General features: G+C 64.1%; 12 protein-coding genes and 1 pseudogene. 2 read left to right on the forward strand and 11 right to left on the reverse strand.

Annotation, left to right across the window (positions count from 1 at the left end; genetic code table 11):
* Positions 1 to 35 precede the first annotated feature (35 nt).
* Genes log through RM2_RS06335 form a run of 4 tightly spaced genes read right to left on the reverse strand, consistent with a single transcriptional unit; the run spans position 36 to position 3,478 of the window.
* On the reverse strand, positions 36 to 596 hold the full coding sequence (gene log / locus RM2_RS06320; protein ID WP_072687992.1) for a cytokinin riboside 5'-monophosphate phosphoribohydrolase: 561 nt from the start codon (positions 594 to 596) through the stop codon (positions 36 to 38).
* Complete coding sequence (locus RM2_RS06325) at positions 596 to 1,393, reverse strand: LOG family protein (protein ID WP_072687993.1); 798 nt, start codon at positions 1,391 to 1,393, stop codon at positions 596 to 598. Before RM2_RS06325 ends, log begins: the two co-directional genes overlap by 1 nt.
* 27 nt (positions 1,394 to 1,420) lie before the next feature.
* A complete protein-coding gene (gene dapE, locus RM2_RS06330; RefSeq protein WP_072687994.1) occupies positions 1,421 to 2,497 on the reverse strand; it encodes a succinyl-diaminopimelate desuccinylase in 1,077 nt (358 codons plus the stop codon).
* A 27-nt stretch (positions 2,498 to 2,524) separates the two neighbouring features.
* On the reverse strand, positions 2,525 to 3,478 hold the full coding sequence (locus RM2_RS06335; protein ID WP_072687995.1) for an SMP-30/gluconolactonase/LRE family protein: 954 nt from the start codon (positions 3,476 to 3,478) through the stop codon (positions 2,525 to 2,527).
* A 141-nt stretch (positions 3,479 to 3,619) separates the two neighbouring features.
* On the opposite strand from RM2_RS06335, the gene dapD reads away from it, so the two are divergent.
* Together dapD and RM2_RS06345 are read left to right on the forward strand one after the other, a co-directional pair.
* Positions 3,620 to 4,573: a 2,3,4,5-tetrahydropyridine-2,6-dicarboxylate N-succinyltransferase gene (gene dapD / locus RM2_RS06340; protein ID WP_072688139.1), complete on the forward strand. Its 954-nt coding sequence runs from the start codon at positions 3,620 to 3,622 to the stop codon at positions 4,571 to 4,573.
* Between the two features lie 6 nt (positions 4,574 to 4,579).
* Positions 4,580 to 5,969, forward strand: a pseudogene (locus RM2_RS06345) (amino acid permease).
* A 44-nt stretch (positions 5,970 to 6,013) separates the two neighbouring features.
* Here the strand turns inward: RM2_RS06345 and RM2_RS06350 are convergent.
* The 7 genes from RM2_RS06350 to RM2_RS06380 all read right to left on the reverse strand — a co-directional run bounded on the left by RM2_RS06350 (position 6,014) and on the right by RM2_RS06380 (position 14,709).
* Positions 6,014 to 6,427 (reverse strand): DUF1622 domain-containing protein, encoded by a 414-nt coding sequence (locus tag RM2_RS06350; RefSeq protein WP_072687996.1) that lies wholly within the window; start codon positions 6,425 to 6,427, stop codon positions 6,014 to 6,016.
* A gap of 112 nt (positions 6,428 to 6,539) precedes the next feature.
* Positions 6,540 to 7,202, reverse strand: coding sequence for a hypothetical protein (locus RM2_RS06355; protein ID WP_072687997.1), 663 nt, complete (start codon positions 7,200 to 7,202; stop codon positions 6,540 to 6,542).
* Positions 7,203 to 7,284: 82 nt separating this feature from the next.
* Entirely contained in the window at positions 7,285 to 9,669 is a 2,385-nt protein-coding gene (locus tag RM2_RS06360; RefSeq protein WP_072687998.1) for an arylsulfatase, read from the reverse strand.
* 230 nt (positions 9,670 to 9,899) lie between these two features.
* Positions 9,900 to 11,156 (reverse strand): PucR family transcriptional regulator, encoded by a 1,257-nt coding sequence (locus RM2_RS06365; protein WP_072687999.1) that lies wholly within the window; start codon positions 11,154 to 11,156, stop codon positions 9,900 to 9,902.
* A gap of 387 nt (positions 11,157 to 11,543) precedes the next feature.
* Positions 11,544 to 12,584: an NADPH-dependent curcumin/dihydrocurcumin reductase gene (gene curA, locus RM2_RS06370; RefSeq protein WP_072688000.1), complete on the reverse strand. Its 1,041-nt coding sequence runs from the start codon at positions 12,582 to 12,584 to the stop codon at positions 11,544 to 11,546.
* A 52-nt stretch (positions 12,585 to 12,636) separates the two neighbouring features.
* Positions 12,637 to 14,037, reverse strand: a complete 1,401-nt coding sequence (locus tag RM2_RS06375; protein WP_072688140.1) for an acyl-CoA synthetase — start codon at positions 14,035 to 14,037, stop codon at positions 12,637 to 12,639.
* Between the two features lie 12 nt (positions 14,038 to 14,049).
* Positions 14,050 to 14,709: a rhomboid family intramembrane serine protease gene (locus RM2_RS06380; protein ID WP_072688001.1), complete on the reverse strand. Its 660-nt coding sequence runs from the start codon at positions 14,707 to 14,709 to the stop codon at positions 14,050 to 14,052.
* Positions 14,710 to 14,721: the final 12 nt, after the last annotated feature.

Raw genomic sequence — 14,721 nt, forward strand, 5'->3', positions numbered from 1 at the left:
TAAGCCAGCGTCACGACCCGATCCGCTACCCTGCCTCAGGGTGCGCAGGCGTCGAGCGCGGCCCCGACGTCGGTCCGGACGAGCAGTCTGTCCAGGGCGTGCTGCGACACGAATCCGCCGCCCCGGAGTCCGTCGAGCCAGTTCAGCAGACCGTTGTAGTGCCCCTGCGGATCGAGGAGGACGATGGGCTTCTCGTGTATTCCGAGATACCCTGCGGTCCACGTCTCGAAGAGTTCTTCGAGGGTGCCGATGCCGCCGGGGAGCGCAACGAAGGCGTCCGCCCTGTCCTCCATGATCATCTTGCGCTCGCGCATGGTGTCCGTGACCAACAATTCGTCGGCATCAACGTCGGCGACCTCGAAGTGCACCAGAGCCTTCGGGATAACCCCGACAGTCATCGCGCCCTCGGCGCGGGCGGCTTGGGCCACCGCGCCCATCATCGAGACGTTGCCACCGCCGGAGACCAGTTGCCAACCACGCTTACCGATTTCGGTACCCACCTGGCCCGCGAGTTCCAGAAACCACTCGTCGACGGGGCCGGAGGCGCAATAGACACACACCGAAAATGGTTGCAGCGAAATATCTTCCGGGTTCACTACTTGTCCTCCGTGCCCATCAGTACGGCCTCGTCAACGCCCTGCTGCGCCTTCACGACGATCTGTACGGCTTCCTCTATGTCGTCTGTGACGTGCAGTAGATCGACGTCCTCTTGCGAGATCTTCCCGCTGCGCTCGAGGGTGCCTCGAATCCAGTCCACGAGCGGGGACCAGTATTCCTGGCCGAACAGGATGATCGGAAACCGGGTGACCTTGCGCGTCTGCACCAGAGTCAATGCCTCGAACAACTCGTCGAGCGTCCCGAACCCGCCAGGGAGACAGATAAAAGCTTGCGAGTACTTCACGAACATCGTCTTTCGAGCGAAGAAGTATCGGAAGTTGATGCCGAGGTCGACCCATTCGTTGAGCCCTTCCTCGAACGGCAATTCGATACCCAGGCCAATGGAGTAGCCACCAGATTCGCTGGCGCCTCGGTTGGCGGCCTCCATGGCACCGGGGCCGCCGCCGGTGATGACGGCGTACCCAGCCTTGGCAAGGCTTGCACCCAGTGCCCTGCCCGCTGCGTAGTCCGGGTGGTCGACCGGCGTGCGTGCGGAACCGAAGACCGCGACCGCCCGCGGGACCTCGGCGAGCGTACCGAAACCTTCGATGAACTCGCTCTGGATCCGCAAAACGCGCCAGGGGTCGGTATGCACCCAGTCGGTCGGATCGCGCTCGTCGAGCAACCTCTCGTCGGTGGTGGTGCCCTCGTCCTTACGGGCGCGCCTCAATTGCACCGGACCTCGATGCTTCACGGATGAAGACTTCCGGGCGTGAGACTTCTCCTCGGGTGCCATGCACCCCAGGCTATCGGGTCGCCGGTGTCAGACTGGCGCGGTCAGGTAGGAACGAAGAACCGTCGCCACATCGGTGATTTGCTGGACAGGGACGTGCTCGTCGCGCTTGTGCGCCAGGTTCGGGTCGCCAGGACCATAGTTGACGGCCGCGATACCCAGAGCGGAGAACCGCGAGACGTCCGTCCAACCGTACTTCGCCCGGAACTGGCCGCCCGCTGCTTCGATCAGCGTCGCAGCGGCGGGATCACCCAACCCGGGCAGAGCACCCGGCGAGAGGTCCGTGACCTCGAAACCTAATTCGAGTCCGGCGAATACTCCTCGCACGTGATCGACGGCCTGCTCGATACTACGGTCGGGCGCGAAGCGGAAGTTCACATCCACCTCCGCCGCATCCGGCACGACGTTGCCGGCGACGCCGCCGGCGATCCGGACGGCGGACAGGCCTTCCCGGTACACGCAACCGTCGATATCCACCGAGCGCGCGGTGTACTCCGACAGTCGCTGCAGGACCGGAGCGAATCGGTGAACAGCGTTGTCGCCCAACCAAGATCTCGCGGAATGCGCACGGGTGCCGCGCGTCGTCAGGGTGACACGCAGGGTACCCTGGCACCCCGCTTCGATAAGGCCTCCCGTCGGCTCCCCCAGGATCGCGACGTCCGCTTGTAGCCAGTCGGGGATCTCGCGTTCGATTCTTCCGAGTCCGTTGTGGACCGCGGCGATCTCCTCGCAGTCGTAGAACACCAGGGTGAGGTCGTGCACGGGGTTCTCGACGGTGGCCGCGAGATGCAGGAACACCGCGTCGCCCGACTTCATGTCGACCGTCCCGCACCCGTGCAGGAGTCCGCCCTCACGACGGGATGGCACGTTGTCGGCGATCGGCACGGTGTCGAGATGCCCGGCAAGCATCACCCGGCCCGGCAATCCACGGTCGGTTCGAGCCAGCACGGCGTTGCCGTTGCGGATGATCTCGAAGCCGGTGGTCTGATCCCGCAACGCCGACTCGACTGCATCGGCGATCGCCGACTCGTCGCGCGAGACACTCGGGATGTCCACCAGCGCAGCAGTGAGGTCGACAGGATCGGCACGGAGGTCGAGATCACTCATCGGTCAGCCTCGGGCAAATGGTCGCGATCAGCCATCGAAGCCGCCGGGGATCTCGTAGATGGCGCCGTCGAATCCGATACGGAAGAGCCGTCCTGCAGAGAACCCGTCGGACCCCCGCCCGTAGATGACCATGCTCGACGTCGGCAGACCCGACGCGAGCACGCAGTACTGTCCGGGAGCGTCGAGTCGCCAGATCTCACCCTTTGCGTTCGCGGGCACGACGGGCCGGTCCTGGGAATCGAGCGCGAGTCCGTCGGGCGCGGCGAGCACATCGAATCCGCTGAGCGTGAGCAAGTCCTCGGGTGCCCCCGGGTTCGCAAGGGGGATCCGGCTCACGCCGGGGTTCACGAACGTCCTCGACATGTAGAGGTAGCGGTCGTCGGAACTGAGAACCGCACCGTTGGCGCTCGGCAGTGTGGCCCAGTCGGGTTGGACAGTGCCGTCGGGGAAGATCCTGCCGATCTGCGTGGCAAAGTCGTTGGTGGCGTAGGTGACTCCGTCTGCCGCTACGGCCAGACCGTCGGCGGCGCTGAGACCGGAAGCGAACGGGGTCAGTTCACCCGTCGCCGGGTCGAACTTCGCAACCGCGCCCGGGCGCGTGATGTCGCCGAGCGCGACGCGGGCGTCGGCTCCGTAACCCACAAGCAGAGAACCGTCCGAGGCCCAGGCCAGCGCGCCCGCGCCGCCATCAGGGACGGTCGCGACCGGCACCGCGGGAGCGCCCGGGGCATCGAGTCGGAAGACTCGCCCACTCAAGAGGTCGGTCGTGTAGAGACGCCCGTCCTCATCCACCGCTACGCCCTCGAGTGCCGCTCCTGGTACCTGGCCCACGAGAATTGGCGCCTGGCCGGCACCCGGGCACACCGGCGCGGCCGACGCGGTCTGCGGCGCCACTACCGACACCGCTCCGGCGAGGAGTGCGCCCGCGGCCGCAAACCGTAGGCCTCCCGTGGTGAATCGATCGAACTGTGGAATTCGCATCCTCAGAATCCTTTCCCGGTGAATTTCCGTGCCGCGCAGATCATCGCGCACCTCCCTCAACCGCCGGGTCGTCGAACCAAGCACGAATCGACGACGACTGCCGGAAAATGGCCGATTCACGACACAGTAGCCTGTGTTGTTGTGAGTACACAGGGAGCATCCGCAGTAGGCATCGCCAACGTGACAGTCGGCGGCACGGTCCTCGACACCTGGTTCCCAGCGCCGGAGTTGGGTGACTTCGACGAGGCCGGCACCGTCCGGATCGAGGGTGGTGACATCCCCTCAGATCTGGCACTACTCGCCGGACCCGACGCGGCGCGTGAAGTGGATCAGATCGTGGTTCGCACCACCATCACCGACATGTCCGAACCCCCGGCCGATGTCCATGATGCTTACCTGCGCCTTCACCTCCTGTCGCACCGACTCGTAACGCCGCACGCCATCAACCTCGACGGCCTGTTCGGACTGTTGCCCAACGTGGTGTGGACCAACTTCGGCCCATGCGCGGTCGAAGGTTTCGAGAAGGCGCGTTCCCGCCTCCGTATCCGTGGCGCGGTAACCGTGCTCAGTGTCGACAAGTTTCCGCGGATGGTCGACTACGTCGTGCCGTCCGGCGTCCGCATCGCCGACGCGGACCGCGTGCGCCTCGGCGCCCACCTGGCGAGCGGCACCACCGTGATGCACGAGGGCTTCGTCAACTTCAACGCGGGCACGCTCGGCAACTCCATGGTCGAGGGCCGCATCTCCGCGGGCGTCGTCGTAGGCGACGGATCCGACGTGGGCGGCGGCGCCTCGATCATGGGCACCCTTTCCGGTGGCGGCAAGGAGATCATCTCCGTCGGCGAGCGCTGCCTGCTCGGCGCCAATTCCGGCCTCGGCATTTCTCTGGGCGACGACTGCGTCCTCGAAGCCGGCCTGTACGTGACGGCGGGCACCAAAGTCACCGGGCCGGACGGCACCGTAGTCAAGGCCAAAGAACTCAACGGTCAGTCAAACTTGCTCTTGCGCCGCAACTCCGTGTCGGGCACAGTCGAGGTCGTTCCAAGGAAGGGCACCGGAGTGAAACTCAACACAGTTCTACACGCGAACGACTGACTCCCCGTGGACAGCACACAAACGCCTGACACGACAACCAAGTCGGCCGACGCACTGGGCAGCGGACTGAAGGTACGGCACCTCACGATGATGGGCCTCGGCTCCGCCATCGGTGCCGGACTGTTTCTCGGTTCGGGTGTCGGCATCGCGACAGCCGGGCCGGCAATCCTCATCTCGTACGTTCTCGCCGGCATCATCGTCGTCTTCGTGATGCGCATGCTCGGCGAGATGGGTGCCGCCATCCCCGCCAGTGGATCCTTCTCGCACTATGCGCGGATCGGCATCGGCGACTGGGCCGGATTCGTCATGGGCTGGCTGTACTGGTGCTTGCTGATCATGGTGCTCGGTGCCGAGATCACCGGCGCCTCGGCCATCGTGACCGGGTGGTTACCCGAAGTACCGCAGTGGACGATCGCCCTCGTCTTCGTGGTCTTCTTCGCCGTGGTCAACCTGGCGAAGGTCGCCAACTTCGGTGAGTTCGAGTTCTGGTTCGCCGCAATCAAGGTCGCCGTGATCGTCGGGTTCCTGGTGATCGGCGTGCTGCTGGTGTTCGGACTGCTCCCTGATACCGAACCGGTCGGCACGACGAACCTCCTCGGCAACGGCGGGTTCATGCCTGAAGGCATCGCCGGTATCGCCGCGGGGTTGCTGGTGGTGGCGTTCGCCTTCGGCGGTATCGAGATCGTGACCATCGCGGCCGCCGAGTCCGAGGATCCCGAGCGCTCTATCGGCATTGCGGTGCGCAGCGTCGTGTGGCGTATCAGCGTCTTCTACATCGGCTCGATCTCGATCATGGTCCTCGTCCTCCCCTGGAACACCGCGGACCAGGGGAGCGGGCCGTTCGTCGCCGTCCTCAACCAGGCAAACCTGCTACGTGGCCGGGTTCATGGAACTGGTCGTCGTGATCGCTCTGCTGTCGGCGTTCAACGCCCAAATCTACGGCACGTCCCGGATGGTGTACTCGCTGTCTCGGCGGGGCGACGGCCCGGCATTCATGACCCAGATCTCGAAGTCCGGTGTACCGGTCAAAGCGGTGCTGCTGTCGGTAGTATTCGGCCTCGTCAGCGTGGTGCTCAACGGGTTGCTGCCCGATCAACTTCTGGGAATCCTTCTCAACGCCGTAGGCTCGGCACTTCTGTTCATCTGGCTCTTCATCATCATCTCGCACCTGAGGCTTCGTCCCCGCCTCGAACGCGAGGGAAAACTGACCTTGCGGATGTGGCTGTTCCCTTGGCTCAGCTACGTCACGCTCGCGATGCTCAGTGGTTTCATCATACTGATGCTCTTCGACTCCAACGCTCGGACACAGTTGCTCTCGACGAGCATCCTGTTCCTGATCATCGCAGGATTGGGATTCCTGAACAGGCGACTGCGCCGCTCTCCCGCAACGGTGTGACCTCTTCTCGGACAAGGCCGCTGATCTCTAGCGGCACCTGATCCTCACCGACTTGGATCCGACTCCGGGGGGAGCGGTTTCCGGGCCGCACGGGCAAGCACCTGCGGCCCGGTGACCAACGCCTTCTTCCACGGTGCAACACCCTCGATCTCGATTTCGATGGACAGGCTCAGCACGGTTCGAATCAGCACGATCACGCCGAGGACAGCCGCATCCGTCAGCGAGGGCGTCGACGTGACCGTCTTGACGATGTCGGCCGCGACGAGTAGTTCCAGACCAAGCAGGATCGCTCCCCCAAGTGACTCCCGCAAAGTCTTGAATGCCTGAGCACCATCACTTGTGCGCTTCCAGGCGCGCGCGGCCAGGATGAACGCGAACAGGAACCCGAGAACCATCGACAGAACACCGAGCACTTCGAAGGATTGCGTCGCCACCTCGAAGAATCTGACTGTATCCATGGTGAGAGTTCCTGTCCGGGAGAATATCGCCGTAGAAACCTTTCCCGCCGCCGCCTCGTGAGCGGTCCGTGTCGCCGCCGCCTCGTGAGCGGCCCCGGTTGCCTGCGCGCTTTCAGCCCCGTTGGCGCGATTCGTGGCGACGGCCGACCAGGATGTAGATGCTGATCATCAACACCCACGCCGGAAATACCAGAGTCACCCACAGACTGAGGCTCACGATCAGCAGAAGCGTCAGCGCAAGGATATACGTGGTCACCGCAAGCCACCGGGGCATCAGACCTGTACGAAGCCAAATCGTTCCCAACGAGATCATGAAGACCCCGGCCATGCGTACCGCGTACACATTGTTGATCTGCAGCATCACCTCACGTCCGAAGTACACGATGTCGCCCTGAGGAATGTCCGACTGCCGGCCGACGGCCAAGACGCCGCCGGCGACCGCCATCGAGACGAATACGCTGGCCAGGAACAGTAGTCCGCTGCCAAGGAAAACTGTGGAGAAGAATCGGTCCTCGAGTTGCCCGAACCGATCGCGAACGACGCCGATGAACCACAGGAACGCTATGCCGGCGAAGGGCGCCAGCACCAGCGCGGCACTTATTCTGGATCCACCGCGTCCCACCCAGGCGGGATCCGCATGGGGGTCTGCGGGAAGCGCTGTCCTGAGTAGGACCAGGCTGGTCGCGAAGAGTGCAGCAAAGAGGATGCCCGCGACCGCCGCAGACCGGGGAGTCGTCAACTGGCGGAACTGCCCCTCTCCCGTGTCACCGGTCATCGCTCACTCTCCTCGCTGACGCTGCCAGTCGGGTGCGATCACGACGGAGCCTAGATCACGACGGAGCCTAGATACGGGGGCGCTACTCCCGCGAGAGCATGGCTGCTGCTTCGCGTTCGAGGTCGACGAACGGTTCGCCGCTGACGTCGATCACCACTCGCTTCAACGTGCCGCCGGTGAACGTCCCGGGTGCCTCTCCGGAGTAGTCGTCGGTGACGGCATCGGCTCCGCCACGGCCCACAGTGAGTCCCGCACCGGCGAGACCGAACGGGCCGGGCTGAGTCGTGATCAGGCCCTCACCGACCTTGCGGTCGCCGTGATAAAGGGCCAGGACCCCACGTGCGGTACCTGGTGGATCCTCACCGTTCTTGTCGAACGACGCGGCCAGTATGAGATTTTCGCCGGTCGGCAGATCCTCGTCCGCGGCGACGATCTGCTGTTCCATGCCCAGGAAGTTATACACATAGTGCAATCGGTCGTCCTTGACATAGAGCGCGTGTCCCCCGAACCGTCCGCCTTGGGCGAACAGCACACCGGACGGACCCTGGTCGAGAAGGTCGACGAGCGCATCCGGTTCGGGAAGGTCGACGAGCGCCCCGATCGAGTAGGAACGATTACGGACGCTGACCGCAACGGATTCGGGCACCGCGGCGCCGCCCGGACGGTAGACGTAGCGGTTCCTCGGCGCCACCTGCTGTGGGCGCGGGGCGGTGAGGATCTCGACGGGTGCACGGTCGTCGAGCGGGTAAGCCTGGTTGGCGCCGGCCTCGTGGAACCACAGTCCGATGAGCTCTGCCAGCCTGCCTGGTTCCTCTGCGGCGAGGTCGTATAGTTCGGCGCGGTCCACATCCGTGTGGTACAGCTCCCACACATCGTCGCTGAAGTTGCTCCACCCACTCAGCGTGGGGTGGGTCGTGACAGCCTTCCAGCCATCGTGCCAGATACCCCGGCTGCCGAGCATCGAGTAGAACTGGGTGCGCTTGGCGGTCGGAATCATGCCTGCGTCGAAGCTGTAGCGCATGCTCACTCCCTGAAGCGGGTGTTGGGTATACCCCTTCACGGTCTCCGGAAGTTCGATGCCGAGGCAGTCGAGAAGTGTCGGAACCAGGTCTACGGCGTGGTGGTACTGGTCGCGGGTCTCACCTCTGGCCTCGATCCCGGCCGGCCAGGAGATGACGCATGGATCGCAGGTGCCGCCGTTGTATGTGTATCGCTTCCACATCTTGAAGGGAGCACAGAAGGCCATCGCCCACCCATTCGGGTAGTGGTTGTACGTCTCGACGCTGCCGAGTTCGTCCAGCTGAGCCAGATTCTCGTCCAAGTCGTCGGGAACGCCGTTGAACATCTTGTTCTCGTTGACCGACCCGTTCGGCCCGCCCTCGCCGCTGGCACCGTTGTCGGCGACCACCACGATGATGGTGTTGTCGAGTTGCTCGATGTCTTCGAGATAGGACAGGAGGCGGCCGATCTGGTCGTCACAGTGAGAGAGGAAGCCCGCGTACACTTCGGCCATCCGCGCGAAGAGGCGCTGCTCGTCCTCGGAGAGAGTGTCCCAGGGGCGGGTGAAGTCCAGGGGCGGGAACGGCTGGCCGTCTGGACCACTGCGGGTATCGAAGGTTCCGATCGGGTTGAGCGGAGGTAGTCCGGTGTTCTGGGGGACCAGGCCCATTTCCTTCTGCCTGGCAAGGATCTGCTCACGCATTACTTCATAGCCCGCATCGAACCTGCCCCGGTACCGGTCCGACCATTCGGCGGGTACCTGGTGGGGGGCATGCGCGCATCCCGGAGCGTAGTACAGGAACACCGGACGTTCCGGAGCAATCGCTTTCACGTCCCCGAGGTACTCGAGAGCCTTGTCTGTGATGTCGACGCCGAAGTGATAGCCCTCCTCCGGGGTGGAAGGCTGCTCCACGGAGTGGTTGTCGTGAACCAGGTCGGGATTCCACTGGTTGGTCTCGCCGCCGAGGAAACCGTAAAAGCGCTCGAAACCACGGCCGACCGGCCAGTTCCGCTTGGTGGACGCCAGATTCATTTCGTCCTGGGCACACAGGTGCCACTTACCGACCATCGCGGTGCTGAATCCGTGATCCACCAGGATCTCGGCCAGGGTGGCGCATTCGGGTGGGATGTGCCCGTTCGAGCCGGGGAAACCACTGGAGGCCTCGCTGATGCAGCCCATGCCATTGGTGGTGTGGTTCCGGCCGGTGAGCAGGCAGGAGCGGGTCGGGGAACACAGCGCAGTGGTGTGCCACTGTCCGTAGCGCAGTCCGTTCCCTGCAATCCGGTCGATGTTGGGGGTCTCGATCGGTCCGCCGTAGCAGCCGAGTGCGCCGAAACCCACGTCGTCGAGCACGACGTAAAGAATGTTCGGCGAACCCGGTTCGGCTTTCGGTTGCTCGTACGGACCCCAGTCCGGAATCGAGTCACGAATATCGAGATTGGCGACACCTCTGAATGACATGGTCATAACCTCGCTCCTCCGACGGGTTCCACCTCACCTTCCACCAAAGCATGAACGGCCGATGATTGGCTAGTAAACCGGGAGAACCGATCCGACAGGGTCGGTGCCCACGACGAAATCTCGACGGGACATCCAGAACGGCATCTTCTCGATAACACACAATCGGTTTTTGCTGTGCGGTAAAATTTTTCGCACATTTGCAGTGGGAGAAGCGGCGCAACGTACAGCGCGGGGGGCTACGACTGTTGCCGGTGCCGCGCTCCCTCGAGTCGCCGGGCGGTCAGCGCAGCCTGAATCTGCCGCAGCCCTGATGGCCGCGTCGGATCGAACCCGGTCAGTTGCGCCACCCGTTTCAGTCGGTAGTCGACTGTGTTCGCATGGACGTGCAACTGCCTGGCCGTACGTTGGCGGTTCAAATCGTTACCGATGTGCACGTCGAGGGTCTCGATGAGTTCGGGCGAGCCGTAGAGTGGCGTGAGGAGGCTTGCCAGATGCGTTCTTCCCGAACCCTGCCGGGTGATCTGGAATTCGAGCGCAAGATCTTCCATCCGGTACAGGCCTGCCGGCCGGCCCAAATGCCTGACCAGGCTGAGGAGTTCTTGCGCCTCGTCCGCTGCCGATGGAATGCGATCGATCCGGGTGGGCGCCACTGCCGCTGTAACATCCGCCTCGGCGGCTTCGCTGAGTCTGCACACGATGTTGCGCAGTTCCTCCTCCGACAGACTCCCGTCAAGTAGGACGGTTCCCCCCTCCCCACCCAGCAGCGCCAGAGGCGCGCCGCCGCACGCGTCCGAGACGGCAGCTTGCATGCGGCGTGTCCGGCGGCGAACCGCCACCGACTCCGGCATCTGGGAGGACGCGTCCTCCCGGTAGGGAGGCACCGACAGCCCCATCACCACATAGTTCTCGACCAACTTGATCCCGGACTCACGCGACAGCGAGACGGGGTTGCGACCATTCAGCAGGGTCGTAACCATCGTCTGCGCGGCAGAGTTTCGTTCACTCGTCAATGCCTCGACTTCGGCCACGTAGCTGGATGTAGCAGCGACGGTCACACTCTCGACCAGGCCCAGCAAAAGGATCGAGCCCGCCACCACATCTGCCAGATCCTCCGCCCGCGCCTTCGACACCACCATGTCCCACCCTCGGCGTATTCCCTCGTGGTAGACACGCAGCACAGATTTGAGCGGCACCCCTTCCCGCGCCCACTGGCCCGCAAAGGTCCGGAGCGGATCCACTTCCTCCTCGCTGGGGGTCGTACGGGTGTCCAGCATCTGGATACCCAGGCGCAGACAGTGAGCCGTCACCTCGGTGACGTCGCTCTCGGACTGCTTACCCTCCACTGATACCGGCACCGACCCTGGCGGCGCGACCTCAGTGGCATACAGAGAGACCAGGTGCCGAGCGAGAGAACGAAAGTCCCGCAACGGCTGAGATGCCGGTTGACCGGCCACCTTTATTCCGAATCCGGACACCGAATTATGATCGACCACAGACGATCCCCTTTCGCTGTATGGCAACTAACAGTCCACTGCGCAAGTTCGAGCCGTCGAAGGGTACTGTATGCGAGCAAATCTGGTATCCAATACGCGCCGATCCGGCGAGCGGAACGTCCGGGCCGTCAGCGCCCGGGCCGTGCGCCCCCGAGTCTGGCCCCCGAGTCGACGAGCTGTAATCCAATGTGTTGGCGTGGAGACTCATCTTCTTCGCGGTGCGCTGTCTCACGGCAACAGCGCCTTCCTAATGGGGGATACAGAAGATCTCGGGGCTCCATGTCCTTGCAAACCGCTACCCGATTGCGAACACATCGCCCGAACGGGTGCCCCGGTTGCGCTAGGGTCGATGGCTCTCCCGAATTCGTGTACCCAACCGACGACGAGTCAGCCCTCCTCCGCGACCCGCACCAGCATCTTGCCGAAGTTCTTACCCTGGAGTAGGCCAATGAAAGCTGTTGGTGCATTTTCGATTCCGTCGACGAAGTCCTCTCGGTACTCGAATCGGCCCTCCTTGATCCACCCCGACACGTCGCGCAGGAAATCCTCGTACATTTCGGAAACGAATTCGCCCTGGATGAATCCTCGGATCGTGAGACTCTTGACCAGAACTCGGCTGAAGAATCCGGGCAACCGATCCGGTCCTTCGGGAGCAGTGCTGTCGTTGTACTGCGCAATCAGCCCACACACGGGAACCCGTGCGTACAGTTTCAGTAGTGGCAGTACCGCTGCGGCCACCGCACCCCCGACGTTCTCGAAGTAGACGTCGATTCCGTCCGGAACCGCGGCGCCCAGCTGTTCAGCGAAGTCGGGGGCCTTGTGATCGACGGCAGCGTCGAAACCCAGTTCGTCGAGAAGGTAGGCGCACTTCTCCGGACCGCCCGCGATCCCGACCGCCCGGGCGCCCTTCAGCTTCGCTATCTGCCCGACTGCCGAACCGACCGGACCACTGGCGGCCGCAACGACCACGGTCTCACCTTCCCGTGGTTGCCCGATCTTCAGCAAACCGGAGTACGCGGTGAAGCCCGGCATGCCGAGGACACCGACGGCGGTCGACAACGGCGCCGCGGCGGGGGCGAGTTTGCGGAGTAGCTTGCCGTCGACCACCGCATGCGACTGCCATCCCGCGTAGGCGAGGACGTAGTCCCCGGATTCGAAGCCCGGGTGCCGCGAGTCGATCACCTGTCCGACGGTGCCGCCCACCATGACCTCGCCGATTTCGACGGGATCGGCATATGATTCGGCGCTGCTCATCCGCCCCCGCATGTACGGATCGAGCGACAGATAGATGATGCGGATCAGCACCTGACCATCGGCCGGGTCGGGCAGATTCACGGCCTCGAGCCGGAAGTTGTCGGTGGTGGGGACGCCATCAGGACGCGATGCCAGGACGATCCGGGTGCTCTGAACAATGCTCTCGACACTCACTGTGTGCCTGCCAATCCGTGTTGGGCCTGTTTCGAACGCCACCTTACCGATGTCAGAGAAGTAGCTTCTTCTGCACCTTCCCGAGTGCATTGCGAGGCAGCGACTCCACCACCCGGATCTCGCGGGGTCGCTTGTGCACGGACAATTCGGCTGCCACGTGCTCGATCAGGTCGGGTTCCGAGATGTTCTCCCCCACCACGAAGCCGACGAGTCGCTGGCCGAGGTCTGGGTCGGGGACTCCGACCACGGCCGCCTCCCGCACACTCGGGTGGCCCAGCAGGGACGCCTCCACCTCGCCAGCACCGATCCGGAATCCGCCCGACTTGATGAGATCCGTCGAAGCGCGGCCTACGATGCGGTGGAACCCGTCCGGGTCGATGACGGCGACGTCCCCGGTCTCGAAGTAGCCATCCTCGGTGAACGACGCTGCGGTCGCCTCGGGACGCCCGAGATACCCGTCGAAAAACATCGAACCCCGTACCTGCAGTCCGCCGATCGATTCGCCGTCGTGGGGGACGTCGCCGCCATGCTCGTCCCGCAGTCGGGTCTCAACGCCGCGCACCGGCACACCGACCCAGCCCGGGCGACGCTCTCCGTCCGCCCGCGTACTGAGCGTCAGCATCGTCTCGCTCATGCCGTAGCGCTCGATAGGTGCGAGCCCGGTCAGTTCGCGTATCTTCTCGAACACCGGCACAGGCAACGGAGCACTACCCGACACGAGCAGTCGCGCGCCCGATAGCGCGCACGCCGAGTCGGGGTCGTCGGCGATCCGACTCCACACCGTCGGAACACCGAAGTACATTGTTCCGCGCGCCGCGGCGTACGCCGCGGGGCTGGGTTTGACGGTATGGACGAGACGGCTGCCGATTCGCAGGGGACCGAGCACACCCAGGACGAGTCCATGAAGGTGGAACAGCGGAAGTCCGTGCACCAGCGTATCGTCGCTGGTCCATTGCCATGCCTCCGCGAGCGCGTCGAGATTGGTGGCGATGGCCTTCCTGCTGATCAGGACCCCCTTCGGTGGACCCGTCGTCCCGGAGGTGTAGAGAACGAACGCGGTCGCTGAATCAGGCGGTTCTGGGTAACTGTGCCAGGACCGGGCATGAACCCGGACCGGGACTACAGGTAGGCCCGCTGAATCGGCGGGCGCCTCACCGAGCCACGCCTGCGAACCGGAGTCCCGCAGGATGTGCTCCAGTTCGGCGGGACCGGAATCGGGCGGAACCGGGACCGCGGTCACACCTGCGATGAGGCAGCCCACAACGGCGAGGACGGTGGTGACGCTGGGTGTCGCGAGGATCGCGACACGATCTGCGTGAGAGACGCGTTCGGCCACGGAGGTGGCCGCGGCCAGCACATCGCCGCGTGACAAAGTCGTGTCGCCTATCCGGACGGCATCGGGAATGTCGTCGCCGCGGGCGACGGCCTGGCGATTCAGAGATCGAAGCAGCACATCCACAGCCTCTCACAGAGGCCGGTAGCGGCCACTCGAGTCGGCCGGTGGTGGACTGACGGTGGCGAGCGCCGCACCGAGCAGCGTCCCCGTCAGCACTGCCAGTCCGTGTGCGTCGCCGACTGCGACCAGCAGAACACCTGCCAGCACGATCCCAGTGCTGACTGCAAGGGCCCTCTTTTGCTTCGACTGCATCACCACCAGGCCGGCAAGGGATGCGGCCAGGGCGAGCGTGGCACCCGAGTTCCCCGCGCCGGGCGAGGGGAATACAAATGCGGTGAACAGGCCGAAGATGATCTGGCTCGCCACGAACAACACGACCGCCCTGAATCCACCCCAGACCCGGACGGCGAGCGGTGCCACCCAGGCCAGAACCGCGAGATTCACAACGATTCCGACCAGTCCGCCGTCCTGCACCGCCACCGACGTCAGGACCCGCCACCACTGATGGTCCCGAATCAGATTGGGATCCCTTTCCAGGGCGTCGAGTATCGCCGGAAAGATCAATTGCACCAGCGAGGGCACGGCGATCAACAGCCACAGCACAACGGCGGTACGAGGCGGACGAGTCAATTGCATCTTGCCGACCCGTGTCCAACCCAGCAATGAGAAGAGCAGGATGACCACCGCAAAGAGGACCGCGCTGGTCCATCCCTCACCAGAAGTGGTCACCGAGAAACTCTA

This window comes from Rhodococcus marinonascens NBRC 14363, from assembly GCF_001894885.1.
GTDB lineage: Bacteria > Actinomycetota > Actinomycetes > Mycobacteriales > Mycobacteriaceae > Rhodococcus_F > Rhodococcus_F marinonascens.